This window comes from Legionella bozemanae, from assembly GCF_001648595.1.
GTDB classification, from domain to species: Bacteria; Pseudomonadota; Gammaproteobacteria; order Legionellales; family Legionellaceae; genus Legionella; species Legionella bozemanae.
In genome coordinates, this window is the sequence record NZ_LBAW01000028.1 from 13,281 (window position 1) to 38,496 (window position 25,216).

Consider the following 25,216-nt stretch of genomic DNA (forward strand, 5'->3'; position numbering starts at 1 on the left):
ATATGGAGAAATATATGATTCCTAAAGTAGTAGCAGAAAATGTCTTCTTCTTTTTTAATAAGGCGGATTTAGAAAAGACTCATAGAGTTTCAAAAGAATTTTACTCTTTAAGTCAAAATGAATTAAAGAGTTATACTACTAAACTCCTGGCTGGAGAGTATTTTGCAGTTGGAGAAAAAGTAGTTATTTCAAGAGAGACTAATTTATTTTTAGATAGAGAATATCCTTACACCAAGCTCAAAGAAAAGATACCTTTAGCAGAAATAAGCAAGGCAATCCCTACGGGTAAAATTAAGCTATTCAAATCTCAAGAAGAAGCTGAGGATTACGCCTTTAAAACCTCCAAAGACTCTGATAGAGGGCTAGGGTTTGCCGAGAGATCCCCCATATTTAAAGTAAAACTTTCTGAGCCTAAAATACTTTCTACAATTCAAGAAGATGTAAACTATTTGCGATTCCCATGGAGTGATAAGAAAAAAACAGCATCCGTAAGCTATGTGACCACAGATGTTAATAACCTTGAATTTATCTCAGGTCAAATGCCAGGGTATAAGGAAGAGTATTCGTTACAAACGAAGCAAGATAATTGTCTTGTAATGTAATTCATGCAAGAGGTTATAGAATGTTCATTCTGTTTTAAAACAAAATGAACATTCTTTCTTTTTAAAATATGGATTTTTGAGTTGAGTTCAAAGTCCTGATTGTTACTCTGTACACTGATATCCTCAACTACCTCTTGTTAATACGTTAACAGTATGAAAAATTCATTTAACCAAGTCAGGGGTTTTATCCGCCAGGGTAAATTCTCCAATTGGGCAAATTAAATGATTAAGCAACAAAGAGGGATCATTATTTACTATTGGAATTGCGGATTGGTTGGTATTTATAAACCCATTGCCAACACAATAATTTATGAAATCAAATAACTATTATTTCCAAAACGTGCACCAAGATAGACACAAACTGTTTTCATAAGAAGTCTCATTATTAATTTTTTTGTATCATACAATATAAAAGATCAAAAAAATCCATCAAATTATGAAAATGTTCAAAAAGTAATCTATTATATAAAAAAATGTGGTAACTTTGATGTGTCGTTGTATGTCTTATAATATGTCTTTTGATTATAGCTCTAATGAATTCTATTCCCTTGATCAACTTGATGAGAACACTAAAAAAATTATAATCGCTATTATTAGCGGATCTAAATTATCCCAATCTGATGCTGCGATTGTTGCACAAAATGGTAAAATTCTAGGAGCGTACTTTTCAAGCCCGCACATAGGATCTATCGAGGCCATGTCGGTTACCAAGTCAATCGTTAGCTTGGGCATTGGGATATTGTATGATGCAAAACTGATTTCATTGGATGATCCGATTTTTCGGTTTTACCCAGAATGGCGGCAGGGAGCAAAGAAATTCATTACGGTTCAGCAATTGCTATCGCATACTTCCGGTATCCAGGCAGAGCCAACAACTAAAGAAATTTATGCTTCTCCAGATTTTGTGCAACTCGCATTAGCCGCAGAACTTAGTACTCATCCTGGAGAAGTATTTTTCTATAATAACAAGGCAATCAATTTATTAGCTGGCCTATTTAAAAAAATATCAGGTTTGCCAATGGATCACTTTATCGAAATAACATTGTTTAACCCCTTGGGAATTACTGATTTTGCCTGGATGAAAGACTCCGCTGGTAATCCTCATGGTATGGCAGGACTACAAATTAAAGCGGAGGATTTGCTTAAAATTGGTGAGTTAATACTTAATCACGGCATTTGGAACAACAGACGAATTGTCAGCAAAGAATGGATTCGCTTATCAATGAATCCTGAACCACTCTCTAACCGCTTAGAAAGTGGAATCAATTACATGTGTGGTTTGCTTTGGTGGGTAAAGATGCAACCAACGATGTATTTTGCTGAAGGATATCTAGGCCAATACCTTGTTATTATCCCTGAAAAAAATATGGTCGTAGTACGCCAGATGCACGCATCACAAAACATGCAAACCAATACGTTCCCTGATTTTTTTAACCTAGTGACCCAATTGGCTGCTTAACTCAGGTGAGTATCTTACCAAGGTCCAGTCAGCTATACTTCTCCAGGTGGACGCAGCCTATCATATATCCACATATACCTTTCTATTTAAGTCATTACTAATTTGATAAAACCATTGGCCTATTCTCAAGCAACTTATCATGATTCGTTCTTTTTGAACGCCCATCATGATAAAAAAATGAATTAATCGCTAACGGTTTTTCTGGGGAAATTGCTTTTTTACAAGCAATGATATCATATTGATGCCATAACCTGGTGCCATCAGTGGTAGTTTCTTCTTGAGATAAAGACACTTCAAGAAACTCGATTTCAAACATGAGCCGAAACAAATCCAACATTTGCGAGTAGCTAAAATAACTTTGCACTGGGTTAGCCCACTCATGTTGATCGCCAAAAAATTGCCCTGAGAATCGACCATCGAAGGTTATATGTTGAACAATCTCAGACCAAGTACCGTGAAAATATTTAGACAATACAAACGAGAGTGTTAAATTAGAACTTATCAGATGGTACTGCTCGGGGAGCTGCATTTTTTCAAGCTGAGACTCAATAAAAGTGATCTGATTTGCTTTATGACGAGTTCTTTCCCTGGTTATCTCTATAGCCTCACGTTCTGCATCCAGGGCAGTCACATTAAATCCCTTATCCACTAAAAATACCGTATCTCTCCCCGTTCCACATCCAAGATCCAAAGCCTTCAATGATTGATTTGTAATTTGCTGCGCATCATTTTCATCAGAAAATTTAGCGCAAGCTTTCTCTACAAGTGGATGGTGTTTACTATCAAGATGAGCTAAAAAATATGCAGACCATTTACCCATATATTTCTCCTAAATTCGAAAAGGAAGTAAACTATCAGGGGAAGTATGAGTAGGCAAGTTTTCACTACAAAAAGCATAGCGTGGCAGGCAAAAGCAGTAGAAAAAGGTACAGTTTTCGAAGATATAAAAGATCCGATTTTTATAAAAATAATAGTGAGAAACTCCAGATAGAATCAACGAGCCTTAGTTTAAGATAGATAAGAATAGATATTTGGATGGGCAGGTATATTATAAACACAAAAATAGGGACATCTCATAATATCCAGCCCGCATCATTATGCTTTATAACCTGGTGGTTTCGTAGCTAGCTGTTTGGAATATTACTTTGTAGACTAAACTTAAAGAAAAGCAAACCAAGGGATTGGATCATGAAGTCAATTAAGATATTGCCAGGATTAATTTTCTGCTTTTTCTTTTCTACTTTCAGCCATAGTGCGGTTAAAATTGGGACTCTGTTCTATGATCCTCCTTTTATCATATCAACCGGTGAAGGATTTGATATTGAATTATCACGATTGATATGCAAGCACCTGGAAATAGAGTGCGAGCTTATTCCAAAGAAAGGGCCAAACCAGCTCTATGAAGCGTTGAAAAATGGAGAAGTTGATCTCGCAATTTCTGGAATCACTGTTTCTCCTGTTCGTAAAGCAGATTACATTTTTAGCTTACCTTATTTGCTCAGTAAGAATCAATTTTTAACATTAAAACAAAATCATTTTGATTCCATAGATGATTTAAATGGAAGCAAAATTGGTGTGATACATGATGAACTCAGCGGTGGTGTTTTGTATTCTTACCTAAACAAGAATTATCAAAATAAATTTAAAATTATTGAGTACGAGACACCAGAAGATATGTTTGCCGCATTACACGATAAAACCATATCCGCAGTATTTCTTTATCGTTCCGATATGAACTTCTGGAATCAAAACGGCAATGATTTATTCAAACCTTTGGGAGATGTCGTAGTGTTAGGTGAAGGCATCGCCATCATGGCTAAACCCCAACAGGCTGCTTTAATTGCACGAATAAATAAAATATTAGAAAAAATAGAAGAAGATGATAGTTATCTTACTCTCTATCAAACTTATTTTTCCAATCAATAAAGTTAAAGAGAGAACGTCTCAATTTATTGAACAATCATCACTTAAAGACGTAGTAACTATTCACACAATGGCGTCCACTTAAGGCAGTCCAACCATATGGCTGGGCTGTTATCTTTAGGGCAACAACGCTGGTTTCCGGATAAACAGTATCCTATTTAACTCCGGTTACGCTTCGCTTCCCCCAGGCTACATGGCAAGATTAGAGCATATTGTATAGCCTGGGGTACAGGCGAAAGCCGTAAGGTAGCCCGTTTGCAAACAGGATTAATTCCTTTGATTGGTACTTGAAGCGAGTTGGTCTGGCTCTTCTTCAAAAATATTCTGCTTAAAGGGACTCAATTTTTTAACAAAAAAACCTACAATATTTCTTCCAACCCAATTTTCACTATCGTCAAAACGTTTCAGTTCAATTGTTTTTTGCCCTGTACAAAGGAGAATTTTCTCAATATATCGAAAACAATCATTCTCACCCGCTTTCATTTTGGTCAAAATATACTGCAAACTACACGTCTGTGTCTCTTGTAATAGTTGGTGAAAAGCCATCATTTCTACAATTTTTTCACCTGTTACAATTCGTTCCTCTTTTTGCGTAAATTTTCGCCTCAGATCCGATTTGCCTAAGGAAAACTCAATCAACTCGGGTTCTTGTTGATTGGTTAACGAAAGGACAATACACGCATGATGCCCTAAATAACCTTCAAGTTGTTCGCTTACAAATTGTGCGCGCAATGTTACTATTTGAAATTTCTTATCTTCATCTAAAAATTCTTTGTAAGCTTTTTCATCATTGTTAAAACACTCTTTTAAAAGTCGGGTTTTCACTTTGTCCTTATAATACGATAACGGTTTTATTTTCTGTTCTTGCATCTCTTGCAAACAGTGTTCGAGTTGATTTAGACAAAATTTTAATTGTCGTGTTAGTTCATTTTTAAATATTTTTTTTGGCGCTCTAAATCCTATGGCCGCACCAAAGGCAAACCCGGTGATTGCTCCATCCTTCAAATAGCTTAGTGGATTACCTAATTCCCAAACACTTCTTCCTAATCCTACAACGGAACCAGTTATCCCTCCTAAAACTCCGCCCAAAATTGCTAATAATGTTGCGCCAAGGTTAATTAGTACATCCCTCACTGCAATAGTCGTAGTATTCGCCTTAGAAAACTCACAAAGCTTTTGGTAAGACTGATAAATATCTTTAAGAACTGTGGAAGAGAACGTTGTATTTTCGGATAGCAGAAAATGAGTTAATTTATTACTCAATTTATTTAATTCATTTAAAAAATCCCGATACTCAGCAGCATCTGCATTTCTAATCGAATGAAGGGCCAACAACAAATAATACTTTATTTCACTAGTAGGTATTTTATTAATTGTAATAAGACAACCTTGTATCTCTTGTGCATTAAAACACTGTGGCATAACCTATTTCCTTCTCTGAATGTTAATTGATCAAATGAACTTCTTTTTATTAATATAATCTGAAAAGGCAATTCCTTTTGGTTTATTCTGCTCTATCCTATTGATTTAAAATAGGTTCTACTCTTTTAAATTTGCGGATCTGCTAAGGATATTTCTAATATTTTTTGCTATGAATTCAATCATTACATCTACACATCCAGTCCAGCTATAAATACAAAATAAACAAAAACCAATCACTTTTTTTAAGATGCTCCTATACTTAAATATGATTATATTTTTATCAAATGATATTTCAAAGAGGATGCAACAATGATTCGGATTAGCCTTAAAGGAAATAATGTGCAATTTATTTTATCTGATAATCCTAAAGAAAAATTTATTGAGGCTAAATAACAACAACTCTAATATTGCTGGGACAAAATAACCTAACTTTACTATGGATCAGTAAGACAGGTTGGGCCATTTTGACCCAACTTTGTTTACATATTAAAGGAACTATGGCGTTGCGCTGCAGCAAGATTCATAGGGAACTCGTTTTATTCACCTACCTATGAGTATAAAAATTGCAGCTACCAAAGCAACTACAGCAGTGATGGTGCTGGGAATTGCAACTCCAGGCGCCAAAGTACCAAGAGCTACTAGAATCAGGTAAACAGCGAGAAGAATAAAACCTATATTTTTAGTGAATCGCATAGTTTAATCCCTTATTAATTATGTCCTGAACAAGAATGAATTTCTGATTATTCAGTATTCACTCTAGATGTAATATACAATAGCGTCAATGTAAAGACTATTTTGCTAGCACGGATGGTAATTAAATTCGCCTTGAAGCGATAAAGTTGTTTGAGCTCTATTATGCTTATAAGCTTAACCTACTGATCAACCAAGCCTAATGCCTTTTCTATAGTGGGACGAATAGACAATAAACTATAATGACCTTTCTCCTCATCTTGTGCGACGGGAACTAATTGTCCGTTCATCACAAAAGCCCATATTTTCCTGGATTCTGGATATTTGGGACCATGATGTACCCAATTTTTTCCATCACCACGACCATGATCTGTAGTGACGATGACCAGGGTTTGCTTATCTATTCCCTTAGTTTGTAAATAAGTCAAAATTTTATCTAACACGTCATCGTAATAGGCCAATGCCTTATGATAGCCCTCTAGATCATTTGCATGTGCGGTTCCATCGGAGTTATCCAATGATATCCATAAGAAAAGAGGTTCATAGGTAACAAAATAATGCCATGCTTGCGCAAAAGTGTATCGATCATAACGATCCTTGCCGTCAGGATGGTCATCACGTTGTTTTTGATTCAACTCGTTCATCACGTCATCAGGCTTTAAACTATCGGGATCATAGACTAATTCATTTCCATTATTACTGAACGTTGTCCCCGGAACGTGCTCCACAGCATAGCCAATCTCAGGCCAAGAGGAAAAAGTTGCCACTTTCTTTTTAGATAGATGCAATTTGTGAATAATTGCTTCCGGCAATGTTTCAACTTTAATTCTGCCGCACTCATTACCTGTACATGGTTGTACCGCCCCTGCCATTTGACTTTGATAAGAAGGAAGGCTGATTGGCACTGAAGCAGTATACATAGGAGTATTGCTCGCAGGATCTCCGTAAAAAATAAATTTACTGGCGTGCTTTTGCCAAAATTTTGGAAAATATTGGTGAGTTTGATAAACATCTTGCCAACGGACACCATCCAAAGTGATATAAATTACCTGCTTGATATTCGCTGAGGTAGGAGGTACTCCTGCGACAGCAAATACCGTGGTGCAATACAAGAATTTTAAAATTGCTATAACCAATAGTCGAATGGACATAAAAAACTCCGAAAATTGCAAAGAGGGAAAAGTAGTTGGGTCTTTAAACCCACCAATCTATGGCAAATTTAGATTTGTGTTGGGTCAAAATACCCCGCCTTAAAGTTGTGGTATCCATCAATTTAATCCTGATATATCGTTACTTTTTTTACTATTTCTTTGCCAATCATAAACTTTATTAACAAAAATGTAACTTATTCGTATCACACTTATCACTTAGAAACTTTGAATTAGTGCCTAGAGGAACCTGTTTGCAAGCAAACAAGCTTGCTTATTAATCGATTGTGACACATAAAAGCCATTAGATTCTTCTATACTGTATACTAAATTTATTATTTTGAGAGTCCCATGTTTGCTGCGCAAATATTGCTTTTTGATTCGCTCATACGGCATTATTATTCTTCCTATTTTTATGAGGCTCCAATAGCACAAAGTTTGCAAAAGACGAGCTCTGTACTTGATTTATCTTCTCTTAAAAAAGATTTTCGTATATGGCAATGGGCGATACAAACGTTAGCTGATAATTCCCAGCTAGAATCTCTATGTTGTCAAAAATTACCTAAAAATCAAGCAACTACTGAGTTTATAAAACTATTAGCTACCGCTTTATCTAAAAATACGCATTTAAAAACTTTGGTTTTAAGACATAATCCTATTGGAAATACAGAAGTCGCTTTTATTGCGGAAATGTTAAAATCCAATTTGACATTAAAGGGAATTGATTTAAGTTATACTGAGATTGATCCTTTGGGAATCGATAAAATTGTACTCGCCCTAAAAGAAAATAAAGGTCTAAAAATATTAAAACTAGCTGGTTCTGATCTTGGGCGATCTACAAATTATTTCTTCCAAACATTAAGCACCCACGAATCCCTTCAAGAACTTGACTTAAGCAATAGCTATTTACAATTTGATTCAGGTTTATCGCAGCTCTTAAATGAGAGTGAATCTTTAAAAAAATTAAATCTGAGCATGAACTCTTTCGGCACTTACGATTTAGATTACTTAACCGATGGCTTAAGAAAAAATAAAAATTTAGTCCATTTAAATTTAGCCTCCTGTGCATTAGATGCCTCTACTGCTGGGAGATTAAAGAATTTAGCTGAAGTTTTAAGTATCCATCCCTCCTTAACCTATTTGGATTTATCCTCAAATGGGCTTGACCCAGAAAAATATCCGCTCGCTACCGAAATAATTAAGAACAGTTCTTCTATTCAATCTTTAAATCTAACCGCTAATAACATTGGTGACGAAGGACTTAGGAATTTAGCAACTGGAATTCAAAGCAACAACTCACTAACTACTTTAGTTTTACAAAGAAATCATGTAAGTAATGAGGGATTAAAACATTTGAGTGAAGCACTTCAACAAAATAATACACTGGTTCATCTTGATTTGCTCGAAAACGATTTTAATTCAGTCCAGGATTTATGTGACCATTTGCAAAATAATATCAGCATTACTTCAATTGATTTTGACCGAGGAAGGATTTCAGATAACAGCTTGATAGAATTAGAGAAATTATTAAAAAGAAATCAACGAATAAAAAGTTCCTATCTTATTTTATTAAATGAAGCGCAAGCCAAAAATGATCTCCATGCAATGCTTAGAGTTCTTAAAGAAATGAAACATGAATTTCATAAAAAAGATGAAAACGTATGGGATCCTGCCCAACTTGAAACGATTTATAACTCATCAATAGAACTGATTAAATCCAAATTAAAAGAAGAGTTAACCAAAGATACAAATCCAGAACAAAATTTATTATATTTTATAGACATTTATATTAAGGCAACTCCCCTTTTGAATGAACTGAAGCCAGAACTATTATCCGCGGTACTCCATTACAAAAATACCGCATCCCTTCAAGAAAACGAAATGGAACTATTCAATAAATTGGGAGACTTTCTTGAGCAAAATAGGGAAGAGTATGAATCAATAAATGCAGAAAGTATGGAATCTTTTAAAAATGTTTTGGATTTTTTAGCCCAAAAAATTGTTTCCACTTATGATGCAAAAGAAATGGAGAGTAATCCTACGCCGCCATCTGCTGCATCAGTAAAAAAATATTATAATCAGGATGATTTTATTGCAAAACTTCGAGAAGATAGTAATTATCGAGCACTGAATAGAGCGCGACTAAGATTTTCAGGTCTTTGTGAGTTAATTTGTAATTATATTATCAAAGAAGATCTAATGGGCTTGTCTTCTCAGAGTGAATCCTTAGATGGCAGTGATTTTAACAGAATCTTACCTTCCAATTTAAATGACATTCATTTATTGGCAGGAGTATATCAATTAAACACTGACTGGGTATTAGGTAGCCACATTTTAGATACCAGCAGTCACTTTGAAAAACTAAAAGCCTACTTGCTAAATATATATCCTTACTCCCTCTTTTCTTCTGCGGATGTAAGTAATGATGGAAAACAGCTGGCCCCCCACTTATTCACCAAAAAATTAGACAAGCTTGAGCCTGGTACTTATATAAAATTCATGGCTTTTAGTAAATCATTTGGAAAAATGGAGGGGCACTCCATGTTAATCAAAAAAAATCACAATAATACCTATTCATTTTTTGATCCCAATAAAGGGGAACAACTGGAACTCTCTTCTTTGGAACTTTGCACTAAATTAAACAAATCATTGAAGTTATATGATGCAACACATATGGCTTTTCTGGATGGTCTAAAATACATAAAAAGCTTAAGTCAACCCGCCTCTAATGAGCGCAACGCTTCTTTATCAAGAATGCATCTTAGTGTGATGAAAATTGACCCTCTGGATAGGCGCGCAAATATAAATGCAGTGTACAATTTATTATCTGATTCATTATTTAGAAATGAAGACAATACTTCTCCTCGCTATATTAATGAGTTAAGGAATATTCTTAGCCAAATAGATTATAATAACGAATCAAATATTGTAAAAAGCATCATTGAAATTAAGAAAATTTCTAAAATGGAACCTTCTCCGGATGAAAATACGCAGGTTCATTCATTAAGAGCTGTATTTAATAGTCCTACGTCAACTACCTTTGCCAGTATCCGTGCTAATTTATATAAAGATCCGCAAATACATAAAATTATGGAGGACCCCGACTCTCATGAGCCAATAACGGCACATAGTGGTTCTTAAAGTCCGACTTGCGCTTGCTTATTCATTCACATCGATTTTGACTTCAACACCGGGACTTATTAATTTGCTTAATTTTAACGCATCCCAATTCGTTAAACGAATACACCCATGACTTGTCGAACGTCCGATTGTTTCAGGGTTATCTGTACCATGAATACCTATACCTGATTTATTTAAACTTATCCAAACCACTCCCACTTGATTATTCGGTCCTGGGGGAATATTAAAAAAATACTTACTTCTTTTTCCTTTATTGAGCATTTTTTCGTCATAGCGAAACCAGGGTAAAAAGGTGATTTTTACAATTTTCCATACACCTTTTGGTGCTGGAAGCTCGGTAGACCCTGGCGTTACGGGAAATACTGCCAAAAGAGCTTCGTTCTCATAAACTCTTAAAATACGTTGTTTGGTATTTATTTTTATCACACGTTTTGCGAATTCTGGTTTTTGCTTTGCAAACGATTTTGGTTTAATTTCTTCAATGACAAAGGGTTCAACATTGGGGACTTTTAGTATATCGCCAGCTTTTAAAGTATTTATATTTTTTCCTGGATTAATTGTTTTTAATAAATGGGTATCACTATGAAAGCGTTCTGCTACAAATTCTCCATAACTGGCATAGGGAAGAAATTTTTTTTGGGATTGTTGCTTCGGCGTTTTAGGTACTTTTCCAATAAATTTTTTATCCGCTTCTTTAATTTTATATTCGGTATAAAGAGGATTAATGGTACTCATAGGATATTTTAGGTTTGCCTTTTCCTCTTCAGAGGTTTTATCTAATAAAGAAAAAACAAAACGGGTAAACGGCCCATCAACCCCATCTATTTTTCCAGGACTAAAATTGTTTTTATCCAGATAAACTTGTAGTTTTACCGTCTGATCTGAATAAAGAGAATCCGCTGCCGTTATAAACGACGAAAAAAATAAAATAGAAAACCAAAATAAAAACACCATTCCTTTCTTCATAATAACAGTGTAGTCCATTTTTTCGGCCAATCTCGAACACTTGATTTTTAGCGTAGCCTAATGAAGCATAGCGCAATCAAGGTTTATTTATTTACGCCTCAAATCTTAGATAAATAAAATATTTACATAATGGCAAAGTTAATCATGAAATTGTGTCTCTTATAAACTTAACATGATGCCTTGTTCAGGTTTAATTAATTCTACGCCAATATCATTTTCCTGGGACAATTCGTTTATAACCTGCTTTCTTGAATCATCCTTAGAGTTTGAAAGGTCAGCTAATCTGGGTTTGATGTGAGTAACAACAACTGGTAATCCTCGTAGCGAGTTTCTTAAATCTAAAGGATCAACAATCGACGCCAATTGTCGCAACTCAAACATAAATAAGCTTGGTTTTAAATGACCAAATAATTTGTCATCTGGCTGTGAATTTAAAAATGAGCACTCTAGCATGATGGCATGGAGCCGCTTATTTCTTATGAGTGGTGCAATTTCTTTCCAAATATTTTGCATGTTTGTCGATTTTTCAATGCTATCAGCACCAGTATCACCAAAATACAAGAGATATTCAGTTTTATAACGTATTAAAAAAGCACTTGATGCCATTCCGCCATGACTCAAAGGGAACGTTTTTACGTGCAGATCAGTATTAGGAATATCAATCCACTGGAGTAATGGCATAGTTTGATAATGCTGATAATTCAAGTGTGGAATTTCTCCTTTATCCCCAAAATTCCCCCAAACAGACCAATTAAAAATATTTTTCTGCAATGCCTGCATTGTTTCTTCGCGCGCCATAATTGTTTGCTGCGCTCGCAATTCGGGTTGCGCCATCACAAGACCCATAAGATGATCAAGATGTGCGTGAGAAATAAGGTAAGCCGGAATATGTCTTTGCAGCAAATCTTCAATATTTTTACTACCCACGAATTGTCTATTGATGGCAACTTCAAGCCCATGCACCAAAGTACCCCCATCAAGAGCCATATAATTTTCACTCTCAATAGTCTTTAATAAATAAGCTGATAAATTTCCATCTTTCAAACCACCATAGACTCCAAGAGGGATAATTTCGAAGACAGGCGCACAATATACTACATGAGACAGCAAAAAAATAAACAATGTAATCAATAACTGACGCATGCGAATTTCCTTTAAATAATTTCGAGTAAATCCTAAATAATGGCGGTTTAAATCCTTCCAACCAATATAGCTTGGGAGATGATTAAGTAATGACATTTTCAGAAACCAACATTAGGCCATATCCTCCAATTAATATTAATTTCGAGCATAGATGATTAAAGGCTTGTATTGCAAGTAAACACACATGCACACATTTTTTAGCAAACTATAACATGCCAATGCTAAGAGTAAGTTGTGTATTTGCTTCTTGGGTGTAGGAATTTTAAATGGTATCCTTTCCTTCCTATATGCCCCTATTTTTAGAAACAATTTTGCGGCTGAACATCGTGAGATCTTGCATCGTTTTTAATGGCAAGCGGTAACGAGGCGGGGATTTTTTATTTACATGCAGGACCAAGAATCAAAGAGGAACTAACAACATGCTGAAAACAAGTCAAGCAAGTGAAACCTTATATCAATCTGGTATTCGTGCGGCGAGCACGGAGTGTGCAAAAATTGGCGGCATTAATTTAGGTCAAGGTATTTGTGATCTACCTACACCTGAGATTATCAAGCAGGCTGCTATACGTGCGATTGAACAAGAAAAAAATGTGTATTCTGCTTGTGAGGGGGTATTCAATTTACGCCAGGCTATTGCCAATAAAATTCAAACGTTTAATAAAATCCCAGTTCATGCCGAAACAGAAATTCTGGTGACCCACGGTTCTACCGGCGCATTTATTTGTGCGACGATGTCTTTGTTTAATCCAGGCGATGAAGTGATTTTGTTTGAACCTTTCTATGGCTACCACAAAAATATTTTGGAGCTGTATCAAGTTCATGTTAAAGCAGTACCTATTAATTTACATGATCTTAGCATTCAAATCGATGATCTTAAAAAAGTGATTACTCCGAAAACCCGCGCGATAATTATTTGCACGCCGTGTAATCCTTGTGGCAAAGTTTTTTCTGAACACGAATTATTAGCGATTGGCGCAATTGCAGAACAATATAATTTAGCAGTTATCACGGATGAAATTTATGAATATATTACTTATCCTGGTTATAAACATGTGTCGTTTGCCAGTTTAAAAAATTTTAAAGATCGCACTATCACGATTTCGGGATGTTCAAAAACATATAATATGACGGGATGGCGTTTAGGTTATGCCAGTGGTCCGGCACATGTCATTGCAAAAATGGCCTTGGTGCAAGATTTATTATATGTGTGTCCTGCAACACCGTTACAACATGCGGCGATCGATGCGTTCAAATTAGAAGAAAATTATTATCAAATAATGTGTGAAACATATTTGGAGAAACGCGATCATACTGTTCGTGAGTTACGTGACATTGGTTTTGAAGTGACCGTTCCCCAGGGGGCGTATTATATTATGGCTGATTTTTCACGCATGGGTTTTAAAGATGATGCCACCATGACACGCATGTTGCTTGAACGAGCAAAAGTTGCCGTGGTTCCTGGAGGCGCTTTTTATTTAAATCCGGATAAAGGAAAACATGTATTACGTTTTTGTTATGCGTTGAGTAAAGAAAAAGTGGCGCAAGGTTTAAAACAGATAAAACAAGGTCTAGTGCCATGTCCATCCTAAGACATAGCTTACACGCATAGCATTTTTAGGAAATCTGATGATGCCTTGTAAAGAGTGCAATATAGTGGGAGAAAGACTTAAATTCGTAATAATCCATAGCAAGTAATTGAGTTATAGCACAGCGAAGCCCGGGATAATGATACGGCAAAGTTAACCCGGATTTCGCTACAAAGTATTGTTTCGGATATATGATTTTCTGTTAAAGTGCCTATTCATGATCCTTAAGACAAAGATAGCGTGGGAGTTGTCTCCAGTTGGTTATCAACCAACTCAATAAGGTCGAGAAGTAATTTATTGGCTTTTTGATCGTGTTTGAGCAAAGTCCATTTCTTCTTAGCTAAACAATCAGGATCCGTACGGTAATAAGCTGAGAATAAACCATTCCCCACGTTTTCTTCCTTGATGCGTAAAAGAGCATATTTTTGAATGAGCGGGTGCTCCCTATTCGTCTTATTTTGGCAAAAATCGTGAAACGACAGGCTCATTGTATCCTGATAATACTCCAAGTACTCTTTTCGTATCATTTCGAAAATCGTTGCGTGTCCACTTTTCAGTTTTGATTCTTCATACAGCATTTGTGATATTCTGGTAAGCATCTCGGTATATTGGGCAGGGCTTGCTTTGTGCAGGGAAGTTTTTCCTTCCAATAAAACGGATTCATCCAAATCGACAGACTTCATTAAGAAATGAATACAGCGGATAGCCTCTTCATAATGCAGCGTAGTACCAAAACTGGCACAGGCTAGTTGGAATGCCAGTGAAGTCGGTTTTGCCCCCAAATTATATAACCTTAAAGCCAAATCTTCATGACCCAAACGCAACAAAAACTCAGCGGGCCGCATCGCTTCATATTCAAAATTATCCAGATTATTAATCATGAATAATCGTTCCTCACCAGCAATATTGCTCTCAATATAACTTATGAAGTCGCCCACTAAGTCAATAAGCTCGGGGTCTCCAAAACTCGATACGATTAAACTTTTGAGCGGATTATTGCCACTTTTGGGGTGGATTAAATTCAGATAAGGAGACTGATCAATAGTGGAAAAATCGACTCGCTTTGCCATCAATTCTTTAAACAATGAGACCATTTGCGTTGAAGAAAAATTTAATTCATTGGTTGCTATAATATTTGCTAGGGTTGTCATCAATGGCTCATCTTGAGTTGTAGGGCCTGGATTGCCATATACTCTTTTTGTCGCAGTAGTTGTCCAATGGGGAGGGGTATGTCCCTCTTTTTCATCAGTTATATGGCTATTAACCGTAATTTTTTGATTTAGATATTCGGCATCATGATCACGAATGAAGGAGATGAGGAGATGATATTTCTTATCTCTATCAAGTGGGGCATTTAATAGATCCGGTAATTCACTCCCCTTAATAATTAATGGTTCCTTGCCTGCTTTTTGAGAAAAACTACTGTTGTTATTAAAAAAATTTGGCATTTTGTCTGCTGTTTTATCGTGCATAATAAGAACCCATTTCAAAAGTTTAAAATCGATAGCCGATATAATAAAAGCTTTTAGGCCGCCGAGTTTTCATTTGGAAAAATCACCCCATATAGGCACATTTTGCTCATTATGCGATTATATTGATTACATTATTTACATAAGTCAAGCATTACTTGTTAGAAAATAGCCAAGGGAATAACAACAGTTGCTACTTGCTGGATGATATCAATCATGTCTCAGGAAAGATAGAATGAGCTAGTTAATTCAGATTAACTCCAATTAAATGTAACACCAGATAAATAAAACTATAAATTAAGAAAGTTATTAATAATGTTATCACTATGAATTTGATATTTAAGGAAGTTTTAGGTTTTAAAAAAAAGGAATAGGCGCCAAACAAGCCACAAGCAACGCCAAGTAGAGCCCCACCTAATACATCTGATAGCCAATGAACTTGAAGCGTTATACGAGAAATTGATTCAATTATAATGAGAAAACCAGCAATGATTATTCCGAACGAACGTTGTTTCATTTGTGGAACAATTAGCGATGCTAGAAAACTCACATACGCTGAGCATAAAGTTACATGGCGGCTGGGAAAAGCATAACTTGTTAATGTGCTCGTTGTTATTTCTGGTCTGGGATAAGCAACTGCATTTTTGAAAATGTAAGCAAGAAAAGCAGCGATTGAAATGACTCCAATCAAATGGAGGCCTATCCATTTTTGTTTCTTTATGCATAAAATAATGCCTGTACTTATGAAAGTAGGCACAATAATGTATTTATTACCAAATAGTGAAATGAGACTGCTGAGTAAATAAATGTAATCTTTTTGAATTTTACTGCTTAATAAATACAGATCATTATTAATCGATAAATATGAGCTTTGAGAATAGACAGCAAACATAAGTATCGTAAATAAAAAAAGACTTAAAATTCCGCCTATTAATAAATAAAATCTACTGTTTCTTATTCTTTCTTTCATCATTGAATTTTTTATCTTTAATGTTATAAAAAATGGGAACCAACAAACAAGGCAAATTTAAAATATATTGTCGCTCATAAAGTATATTCAATTTCTCGCTCTTCACTTCCATGCATTCACCTTTCTAAAAACCACCGGGTTGCGGCTTTACGTCCTTCTTCAAATATTAATATAGACGAAGCGATGCCAATGGCCACGAACCACTGCGCAAGGGTCAAGTGGGTTGTCCCAAAAATAGACTGGGCAGGTATCCAGTGCACTGCCAAGAACTGGAGAATGACAACTGCGGTGAGCGATACCCATAACATACGATTTTTGAAGAAACCTTCGACAAAAGCCGAGCCCCTCTCAACGCGAGCATTGAAAACATTGAAAAACTGGAATAGCACAAATGTGGTAAAAGCGAGTGTCAGGGCACTTTGCTCATTGTAATTGTTCACTGCGTAGTACAGCACACCAAGTGTACCCACCATCATTGTTAAACCGAACACAAGGATGCGTCCCAGACGCCCCCATGGCAATACAGGATCCGAACGATCCCGGGGCAACTCGTTCATAACTCCTGGCCGTCCCGCATCCAGAGCCAGGGATACTGCAGGTGGACCATCCATGATCAGTGCGACCCATAAGATCTGGATGGGATTGAAGGGCTCCGGTAATCCTAGGATAGGCGCGAAAAATACTGTCAAAATAGCACCCACAGTGGTAGAGAGTTGGAAACGTATGAATTTAAGGATATTATCGTAGAGTATTCGTCCCTGTTGGACCGCATCGACAATTGTGGAGAAATTATCGTCCGTGAGCACCATAGTTGCCGCTTCTTTTGCAACCGCCGTGCCAACCACCCCCATCGCCACGCCAATATCTGCACTTTTTAAGGCAGGAGCATCATTGACACCGTCACCAGTCATCGCCACCACATGTCCCCTATTCTGCAATGATTGCACGATCTTCACTTTATGAGCTGGCGACACTCGCGCAAACACAGCAATATCGTTGATGATTTCGGCAAGCTGTCGCTCATCCAACCGCTCAAGCTCTATACCAGAGATGGCCTCACCTTGCAGACCGAGTTCATGTGCAATAGCTACACCCGTATCCCTGTGGTCACCCGTAATCATTTTGACTGCAATCCCAGCCGCTTTACACTTGGCGATAGCTTGCTTTGCCTCGGGTCGTGGCGGGTCTTGTAGTCCGATCAGGCCTAAAAAAGTGAGGTCACTAACCCAAACCAGTAAGTTATCTGATGTTTCAAATTCTTTGGCCTTCAAAGTGCGCGACGCTATTAGCAGGCATCGAAGCCCGCGAGATGCCATCATGCGGTACTTATCTTCTATTTCTTGTTTGTGCTTACTGCTCAACAAACCATTGTGATCATCCTCCTTAATAAAATGGCTGCAGCGAGCCAGAAGAACATCAGGTGCCCCTTTCACAAATATTCGGATTTGTTCTCCAAAACGATGAAACGTGGCCATAAATTTATTGGTCGAATCAAAAGGAATCTCGGCAATGCGCGGGTATTCACTCAGTATAGGTTCAGAGTGAAATCTCACCTTTTTTGTGAGTATTAGGAGAGCAGCTTCGGTTGGATCACCAATGACTTTCCCATCCTCAACATTACTATCATTGCAAAGAACTAAAGGCACCAAAACTGGCCGCATATCTGGCAGTAATGAGCTCTCTCCCTCATGAAGTACCGCACCTACAGTACTGTAACCCTCACCAGTAACTTTGAATAGCTTACCAAGGTAAAACAATTCACGCACAGTCATTTGATTGAGTGTAAGTGTTCCAGTCTTATCGGAGCAAATGACGGTTGTGCAGCCCAGGATCTCAACACTTGCCAATAGCATGGTGCCGTGCCATCTGATACATACCCAAAGCAAGAGTTACTGTAACCACTACAGGCAATCCTTCCGGCATCGCAGCTACAGCCAACGCAATGGCATCGATAACAGCATGCGTGAGGTTTACACCTCGATACAATTGAAATAGAAAAAGAAGGCCGATCAACATCAACGCTATTGTGCCCAGACGTTTACCAAGTTTGTCTAACTGAACTTGTAGTGGACTGAGAGTCTCTGGTGTCGAAGCCAACTGTTGCGATATCCTCCCCATCTCAGTGTGCATCCCGGTTGCTGTGACAAGAAGTTCTGCTCGTCCGCGAGTGACCATCGTATTCATATAAGCCATATTCAACCGATCAGCTACAGGAAGATCCCTTGCAAATAGAGTAGCTACATGTTTGTTGACTGGCTGTGACTCACCAGTCAACGTCGATTCATCAACCTCGAAGTTTGCTACAACCACCAATCTGCCATCAGCAGGGAGTCGATCACCTGCTTCCACTAATACTATATCACCAGGCACCACGGCTTCGGCATCAATAGAAAGTTTTTTACCTTCACGCCGGACATGGGTCTTTAATGGGAGCATCTTTCGTAGTGCAGCCAGGCTGTGTTCTGCTCGGTATTCTTGATAGAAACCCACGAAAGCATTAATAACTACAATCGCAAGGATCACGCAAGCATCCTTAAAGTTTCCAATCAGTGCAGCGAGTACAGCAGCTCCGATTAGGATGAGAATCAAAGCGCTTTTAAACTGGGTCAAAAAAAGCAGGATGGGTGATCGTGACGGTTGTCCCTCAATTCGATTAATACCTACAGAAGCTAATCTTGTTGCTGCTTCTTGCAAAGTAAGTCCATTAGAAAGATCAACATTAAAACATAGCGCAACCTCACTGATTTCAAGGGCATGCCAAGATTTAATTTGGTTCATGCCAGAATCATTCCCTGATTTCCCATTCAGCTGCATAGCACTCCTTTTTTCAGTAAGTCAGAAGCAAAATATAGTCCTGCGACTAGCAAATATCATCACACCAAACTGAAAAATACTCATGTGAAACCCAACACAGAGGCGTTCTAAATTTTTTGGGCTACATAATACTAGAATAGCACGTTCAAAAAGCTTCATTTTCCTTCTTTATAAATTACGCATTCTCGATTAAAAATAAAGCAAGGTGCGAGCCCGCCATACTAGACAAGATATAAGGTTAATTGCTATAGGAAGTGGGAAAATCCTTGCTCATGCTTCGCCGCATCAAGGCTACAATTGCTATTCTCTTCGTTTATTATATTCGCGGATTTTCATATCTGTATTATATTGCGAAAGGGAGTATACAGCCCATAAAGCAGCAGGGATCCAGCCAATAAGGGTTATTTGTAATATCAAACAAACAATTCCAGCTATAGGACGACCAATAGTGAAAAATACTGAAAACGGTAAGAATATAGCTAAAAGTAAACGCATTTGAACTCTATCCATTAGTATGTTTTTATATCATTGTATTCATTTGATGTTTGATATTCAACGAGTGCTTACCGATTTAGAAATTTGAAAACTATGAGTTAGCTACCCTGCCATGAGTCTGGCCAATGCTAAAAGCGCTTATCTCGAATTAAGTGATTTAGGAGGTGAATCAGATTCCTATATAAAAGTAGATAGAAAAAACCGACGGACAAAGACCGACAGATTAGATGCAAGTCGAATGTTAAGTCAACTCAATTTGACCTGAACTTGTGACAAGAGCTATTGTTTTGTGGTTTTTATTACAACAACTTAAGGAGCTCATCCTTGATAAGAAATTATTTAGCAAGGATGAGCGATACATTATTTCATACTGCTAACAAATTCCTTTAAGTCGCTAGGAATTGCATTTTCTTTTTGATAATCGATATTATTGTTTTTTACAAACATAGTGCCTTGGACAAGCAATGAAGGTACGCTTGTTTTTCCACCTAAGGATCTGACCAGGTTAATTAGAGGAAAAGAGTTATTTAATTCCATTACTTTTCCTGATGGATCTACTAGATTGATGGTTTCAATTTGTGGAAAAACCATTTTTAGTGCTTGTCGTTGTTCTGTTGTCATACTTAAAGTTTCGGTATAGCTAACATATAACGTTTTTACATGAGTAAGAGAACCCTTTAATTTAAGTAAATCATCTTGAGAAAAATTATTAAGAAAATTATCATCCAACCTTAAGGTAGTAACATGAGCAGGAATTGCTGCAAACGCTTCAGCTAATTCCGCAGCCTTTTTATTACCTAATAAATTACTGCCTAAATGGAGAAATGTTACACTAGAAGGGATCGCTGCAAAAATTTTTGCCAAGTCTGCCCCTGGTTTTGTAACGAGAAAATTATCTGCTAAATATAGCTCTTTGATTTTAGGGGCAATAGAAGTTAACCCCTGTACGAATTCGTCTGTTAGTCTGGTATCAAGACCATTTTTGCTCAGATCAAGAGCAGTAACTTCTGTTGAAAGCGTTGTAAACTCATTAATAAACTCGTTACTTGCTTTGTATATTAAGTCTTTTAGTTGGTATAACATGATGGAAATTCCTAGTATTTAGTAAAAAACGATATCTTTGATTGCGATATCACCACATTGATTATTTTATAATCATTTGATTGGTGCATAAAATTGCTTTTTTATATGGGCCTATATAAATTATTTATCCTGGAAAAAGCAGTTGGGTTTACAACGATTAAGCTAAGAGTGTTTTTGAGTTTATTGTTATACTTACACACCCTTTTGATAGAGCGAGAAATAGTGCTGCAGCTGACAAAGTTTGTATGCGTCAAGCTGCCATGGGTTCTTCACTTAAGTAGTAAGAATAGAGATTTCTATTTAAGGAAATAAAAAGATTAATTTTTCAATATTTTCAGCAACTAATGCTGATAACCATTGAATTCCTTCATCTGATTGATCTTTCCTATGAGTTATTAAATAAATTGGGATAGGCTCTAAATCAAAAGGTAAAGGTTGTTGAGCCAAATCAAACTGCTTTGCAAAAATATCAATTAAAACTTTGGGAGCTATAGAAATTATTGACTCCGTATTAGCTACTGCAAAAATTGCAGGAAGGATGTTATTGACATACATGACGTCATGACGAGTTAATTTCTTTTTTCTCAAAAACTCAGCAGAGCTACTGTATTGTTTTTCATTAAAGCTGAATGTTAGGTGCCTACTTTCTAAGTACTGATTTAAAGACAATGGATTTTTTATCAAAGGGTTTTTGTTGCTGGCAAAGCAAACAAGTTTTTCTTCGAATAGTTTTCTCACTTTTAATTGGGAGAGTGCTGTATTTTCATCAATAGCACCAATCACAATATCCATATTTTTCTCGATGAATAATGCAGGCTTATCAACCATAGCATTAATCGTTATGTCTATAACAATATTAGGATATTTTTCTAATGAGGTAAGTAAGGAAGGAAGAAGAAGTAGTTCTATATAATCAGGTAAAGCAATTTTAAATATTCGGTTTGATTTCCTGGGGTCAAATTTTTCTTTAGGAGTTAAAATATTTTGGATTTGGAGCATAAATAGCTCTAACTCTGGCAGAAGCTTCTCCGCTTCAGGCGAAAGAAAATATTCACCTTTATCAAAAATTAATAATGGATCTTTAAATATTTCTCGAAGGTGCTTAAGTGAAGAACTCATGGCAGGTTGACTAATAAAAACTTTGTCAGCTGCAGCGCTCACTTTTCTCTCTGTCAAAAGAGCATGCAAGTGTAACAATAAATTCAAATTTATTTTTTTAAAGTTTGCCATTTAATTAAGAACAATCCTTTTTATGTTCATATTAGTATAAATAATTTGTATATGCCCATATGCACAGTGATTTTACGAGGGAACGTTCACAGCATTCAGGGACTGGTCTTTCCTAGAAAGGCAAACAGCAAGCGTAGCCTTGATGGAGCATAGTGTAATCAAGGTTTATTTAATCAAATCCATCAGTTAATTTTAATCAATCCAAATCAATCATGGTTTTTATTAACGCCCTACATGATTGGTCACACTCTTCATTTCACCATTATGTATGGAGTGGTCAAATAGGCAAGTATGGACAAACTCAAGCTCTACCCCAAATAAAGGGGCATTTTAATCAAGTTAGTTTAGACTAACCCTTTGATTTGACGGTCAAAAGGAAGATTAAAATGCCTAAGAAAGATTGTATCCAAGGAACAGTAGTTAATTGGTAACTTGGAAAAATGATCGGTGGGAAGTACAACATATCCATGGCCCATATTTTTTGAAGCTATGCTTACAGGACCAAGATTTTTCTGTTTGCCCTCAACGGTTATAAATATAGCATCAAATGTAGTTTTGAAATTAAAATCGTCCCAATCTTTCCTAATTAAATAACAAGTTCTTGGCGTATTAATGTGGGAATAATCATCTAATATTTCAAATGTTATTGGACATGATTCTTTTTCAATCATATTTATTCCGTTAATCTAATCAAAATAAAATCTTATAAATTTTAGCTTGCCAAGGCAGCCAATACATGTTCTGGATCATTTTTTATGGCTCTTAGCAAAGCCTTAGCAGGTCCAGTTGGTTCCCTTCTCCCCTGCTCCCAATTTCTTAAAGTTCCAATATTCACATCAATTAAATGACAAAATTTTTCTTGAGTTAAGCCCGTTTTTTTTCTTATCTCTTTTACATGAAGAGCATCTACAACAAACTCTCGTGAAGGAACGCGCTCACCATCAATAATTTCGTTCATCTGAGTCATACTTTCGTACAATCGTTCAAATAATTTTTTATCCATGATTACCACCGTTCATTTAATTGTCGTAACATTTTCTTTTGATCTGCAGTCAGATCATCTTGAATACCCTTTTTATAAATAAGTAAGAGTCTTATTTGTGAAGCAGGAGTTACATAATAATAAATAATTCTAACACCACCTCGCTTTCCTTTGCCTTGAGATGACCATCGAACTTTCCTTAGTCCTCCGGTTTGCTGAATCACGTCTCCAGCTAAAGGATTATCAGCAAGATACTCTTGAAACTCAGCATACTCGTCATCAGATAATAGTTCTTTCATGTCTTCTGTAAAAATTGGAGTTTCAATAAAAATCATTGCTATTTCTTATTTTTATTTGATGAATAAAGTATATATCCTAGACAGATATAAGTCAATGGCGTAGTTTTTGGCATGTATATAAAATGGGAATAGGCTTACTCGTCCTATCTTATCAAAACCCAATTTCTAAAATCCTGTCAAACACGATATTTTAAAGTTAACTAATCTGGTTAATTTTTCTAGGTTTCATTAATGGTATATTTTACGGGATAGTTATCTTGGAGCCTGTGGAAGACTGAGAAAACTTGTATTTCAGATGTAATTCAATATATTGCCAATTTAGGCTTTAATTAAAATTATTTGTATTTTTATTTGAATGGTTATGCGAATTATAATGGTTTTGTTTGTGCCTTCCATCCAATTAATGCCTTTTTTGTTAGGTTAAAACGGATGATTCATGAGCCAAGTACAATAAAATGATTCTTTCCTCCTCACTACTCCGAGAGTTATTTATAATTCCTTTATAAAACGTATCTACATAATCTCTGGTATGGATAATATTTATTAATACTACTTGCGTGAATATTTCTAATATATTGTTCTTAATAACAAAATCCTTAATCTCCTTTTGTAAGCATTCAAGCTCATGATCATATAAAAAGATCATAGGATGATTGGCAAGATTAACGAGCAATATTGGTTTGTATCGTGCATATAGGTCTTTCTTTGCTTTTTGAGAGATAATGTTTTTGATACGTTCGATTTCGTCTTCTGGGCTTGTAGTTATTAATCTTACCTGGGGTTCGCTTGAGTTTTTTGTTGATTGAAAATATTGAGCTTGATCTTTTTCCATCAAGAGTAGACGTAACTTCAATGAAAATATCATCTTCTCCCTGCGTGCATATACGAGCATCAAACCCCTGATTGCTAATATTTATAGGGATTAGAATTTTTGAAACACCCGGGATAGGAATCTCTTTTTCAAGAAAATAAGCAAGCGGCAACAGCTCTTCTTTAATTTTCTTCAGCTCGTCGTTTAAATAACGGTTTTTCTTTCCCCTGTTTAATAAACGTAATTCATTTGGGCCGCCTCTATTGTACGCTTCTCTAAGCACTCTAAGGCAATAGAGTTTAAGCTCATAACCAGAACTGTATTCGTTGTATTCATTATCACTAGCCATATAAAAAATTCTGATATTTAGATGGATCACGCCTATTATTAAGAAGTAAATCACTTGATGCAACAGTTTAGGTATAGAATATTTCTTGCAAAATGCCCTAAAGATCCGTGTTTGGGAAACACTATGACGATTGTTGTAAGTTGGATAAGTAATGAAAGAGAATTTCCTACACTAGAGACTGTTGCAGATAGTAGATTAACAAGAGATAATACCCAATAAACCCTGTCCGATAGTATTGGGTATTGATGAACATTTCTTTAGTAAGAAAGAAGGATTTGCTACAACCTTTTGTGACCTAAGAAAGCATAAAGTATTTGATGTAGTGAAAGGACGAAGTGAAGAGGATTTGAAAACCTACCTGCAGCAGTTACCAGGGAAAGAACGAGTCAAAGTGATTTGTATGGATTTAAGTAGTACCTATCGGTCTATGGTAAAAAAATACTTTCCTAATGCGATGATAGTTACCGATAGATTTCATGTAATCCGTTTAATTCAACATCAATGTATGATGACTTATCGAGAACTGTCCCGTGAAATTAAAAGGAATAGGGGCATCCTGGCCCTATTGAGAACCAGGTCTGATAACCTCAGTGAAGAGATGAAAGTAAAAAAGAGATGTATTTTTAACTCAAAA

At 36.2% G+C, this 25,216-nt stretch carries 22 protein-coding genes and 1 pseudogene; 6 read left to right on the forward strand and 17 right to left on the reverse strand.

Features of this window, described 5'->3' with window-relative positions:
• The first annotated feature begins 14 nt into the window (after window positions 1–14).
• Window positions 15–602 carry a hypothetical protein gene (locus tag A8O27_RS15745; RefSeq protein WP_058460885.1) on the forward strand — a complete coding sequence of 196 codons (588 nt, stop codon included), beginning with the start codon at window positions 15–17 and terminating at the stop codon, window positions 600–602.
• Between the two features lie 499 nt (window positions 603–1,101).
• Window positions 1,102–2,061 carry a serine hydrolase domain-containing protein gene (locus tag A8O27_RS15750; protein WP_058460886.1) on the forward strand — a complete coding sequence of 320 codons (960 nt, stop codon included), beginning with the start codon at window positions 1,102–1,104 and terminating at the stop codon, window positions 2,059–2,061.
• A gap of 97 nt (window positions 2,062–2,158) precedes the next feature.
• Here A8O27_RS15750 and A8O27_RS15755 read toward each other — a convergent pair whose 3' ends face one another.
• Window positions 2,159–2,881, reverse strand: coding sequence for a class I SAM-dependent methyltransferase (locus A8O27_RS15755; protein ID WP_058460887.1), 723 nt, complete (start codon window positions 2,879–2,881; stop codon window positions 2,159–2,161).
• Window positions 2,882–3,249: 368 nt separating this feature from the next.
• Between A8O27_RS15755 and A8O27_RS15760 the strand changes: the two genes are divergently transcribed.
• Complete coding sequence (locus tag A8O27_RS15760) at window positions 3,250–3,987, forward strand: transporter substrate-binding domain-containing protein (RefSeq protein ID WP_058460888.1); 738 nt, start codon at window positions 3,250–3,252, stop codon at window positions 3,985–3,987.
• Between the two features lie 264 nt (window positions 3,988–4,251).
• Here A8O27_RS15760 and A8O27_RS15765 read toward each other — a convergent pair whose 3' ends face one another.
• The 3 genes from A8O27_RS15765 to A8O27_RS15770 all read right to left on the reverse strand — a co-directional run bounded on the left by A8O27_RS15765 (window position 4,252) and on the right by A8O27_RS15770 (window position 7,247).
• Window positions 4,252–5,406 carry a hypothetical protein gene (locus tag A8O27_RS15765; RefSeq protein ID WP_058460889.1) on the reverse strand — a complete coding sequence of 385 codons (1,155 nt, stop codon included), beginning with the start codon at window positions 5,404–5,406 and terminating at the stop codon, window positions 4,252–4,254.
• 540 nt (window positions 5,407–5,946) lie between these two features.
• The gene (locus A8O27_RS19090) at window positions 5,947–6,099 is read right to left on the reverse strand and encodes a hypothetical protein (RefSeq protein WP_165482562.1); all 153 of its coding nucleotides are present in this window, start codon (window positions 6,097–6,099) and stop codon (window positions 5,947–5,949) included.
• Between the two features lie 179 nt (window positions 6,100–6,278).
• Window positions 6,279–7,247: a sulfatase-like hydrolase/transferase gene (locus tag A8O27_RS15770; protein WP_058460890.1), complete on the reverse strand. Its 969-nt coding sequence runs from the start codon at window positions 7,245–7,247 to the stop codon at window positions 6,279–6,281.
• A gap of 348 nt (window positions 7,248–7,595) precedes the next feature.
• Between A8O27_RS15770 and A8O27_RS15775 the strand changes: the two genes are divergently transcribed.
• A complete protein-coding gene (locus tag A8O27_RS15775) occupies window positions 7,596–10,385 on the forward strand; it encodes a leucine-rich repeat domain-containing protein (RefSeq protein ID WP_058460891.1) in 2,790 nt (929 codons plus the stop codon).
• Between the two features lie 18 nt (window positions 10,386–10,403).
• On the opposite strand, the gene A8O27_RS15780 is transcribed toward A8O27_RS15775, so the two are convergent.
• A complete protein-coding gene (locus tag A8O27_RS15780; protein ID WP_082642500.1) occupies window positions 10,404–11,369 on the reverse strand; it encodes a L,D-transpeptidase in 966 nt (321 codons plus the stop codon).
• A 141-nt stretch (window positions 11,370–11,510) separates the two neighbouring features.
• Window positions 11,511–12,494 carry an MBL fold metallo-hydrolase gene (locus A8O27_RS15785; protein ID WP_058460902.1) on the reverse strand — a complete coding sequence of 328 codons (984 nt, stop codon included), beginning with the start codon at window positions 12,492–12,494 and terminating at the stop codon, window positions 11,511–11,513.
• Window positions 12,495–12,913: 419 nt separating this feature from the next.
• Here A8O27_RS15785 and A8O27_RS15790 point away from each other — a divergent pair, with 419 nt between their 5' ends.
• Window positions 12,914–14,083, forward strand: coding sequence for a pyridoxal phosphate-dependent aminotransferase (locus A8O27_RS15790; protein WP_058460893.1), 1,170 nt, complete (start codon window positions 12,914–12,916; stop codon window positions 14,081–14,083).
• A gap of 221 nt (window positions 14,084–14,304) precedes the next feature.
• On the opposite strand, the gene A8O27_RS15795 is transcribed toward A8O27_RS15790, so the two are convergent.
• From A8O27_RS15795 to A8O27_RS18820, 11 genes are all read right to left on the reverse strand, one after another.
• Entirely contained in the window at window positions 14,305–15,552 is a 1,248-nt protein-coding gene (locus tag A8O27_RS15795; protein ID WP_276330986.1) for a hypothetical protein, read from the reverse strand.
• Between the two features lie 241 nt (window positions 15,553–15,793).
• Window positions 15,794–16,522, reverse strand: a complete 729-nt coding sequence (locus A8O27_RS15800) for a phosphatase PAP2 family protein (RefSeq protein WP_082642501.1) — start codon at window positions 16,520–16,522, stop codon at window positions 15,794–15,796.
• Between the two features lie 113 nt (window positions 16,523–16,635).
• Window positions 16,636–18,372 carry a cation-translocating P-type ATPase gene (locus A8O27_RS19390; RefSeq protein WP_235810592.1) on the reverse strand — a complete coding sequence of 579 codons (1,737 nt, stop codon included), beginning with the start codon at window positions 18,370–18,372 and terminating at the stop codon, window positions 16,636–16,638.
• Complete coding sequence (locus A8O27_RS19395) at window positions 18,353–19,297, reverse strand: HAD-IC family P-type ATPase (RefSeq protein WP_235810593.1); 945 nt, start codon at window positions 19,295–19,297, stop codon at window positions 18,353–18,355. Before A8O27_RS19395 ends, A8O27_RS19390 begins: the two co-directional genes overlap by 20 nt.
• Window positions 19,298–19,633: 336 nt before the next feature.
• Window positions 19,634–19,843 (reverse strand): YqaE/Pmp3 family membrane protein, encoded by a 210-nt coding sequence (locus A8O27_RS15810; protein WP_259293189.1) that lies wholly within the window; start codon window positions 19,841–19,843, stop codon window positions 19,634–19,636.
• A gap of 345 nt (window positions 19,844–20,188) precedes the next feature.
• Entirely contained in the window at window positions 20,189–20,911 is a 723-nt protein-coding gene (locus A8O27_RS15815; RefSeq protein WP_058460896.1) for a hypothetical protein, read from the reverse strand.
• A 300-nt stretch (window positions 20,912–21,211) separates the two neighbouring features.
• A complete protein-coding gene (gene lelA, locus A8O27_RS15820) occupies window positions 21,212–22,141 on the reverse strand; it encodes a LysR family transcriptional regulator LelA (RefSeq protein WP_058460897.1) in 930 nt (309 codons plus the stop codon).
• Window positions 22,142–22,485: 344 nt separating this feature from the next.
• A complete protein-coding gene (locus tag A8O27_RS15825; protein WP_058460898.1) occupies window positions 22,486–22,812 on the reverse strand; it encodes a hypothetical protein in 327 nt (108 codons plus the stop codon).
• A 41-nt stretch (window positions 22,813–22,853) separates the two neighbouring features.
• Window positions 22,854–23,144, reverse strand: a complete 291-nt coding sequence (locus tag A8O27_RS15830; protein WP_058460899.1) for a helix-turn-helix domain-containing protein — start codon at window positions 23,142–23,144, stop codon at window positions 22,854–22,856.
• Window positions 23,145–23,146: 2 nt separating this feature from the next.
• Complete coding sequence (locus tag A8O27_RS15835; protein WP_058460900.1) at window positions 23,147–23,458, reverse strand: type II toxin-antitoxin system RelE/ParE family toxin; 312 nt, start codon at window positions 23,456–23,458, stop codon at window positions 23,147–23,149.
• Between the two features lie 626 nt (window positions 23,459–24,084).
• Window positions 24,085–24,582, reverse strand: a complete 498-nt coding sequence (locus A8O27_RS18820) for a hypothetical protein (RefSeq protein WP_131744488.1) — start codon at window positions 24,580–24,582, stop codon at window positions 24,085–24,087.
• Between the two features lie 214 nt (window positions 24,583–24,796).
• Here A8O27_RS18820 and A8O27_RS15845 point away from each other — a divergent pair.
• A pseudogene (locus A8O27_RS15845) lies at window positions 24,797–25,216 on the forward strand (ISL3 family transposase); the annotation flags it as partial.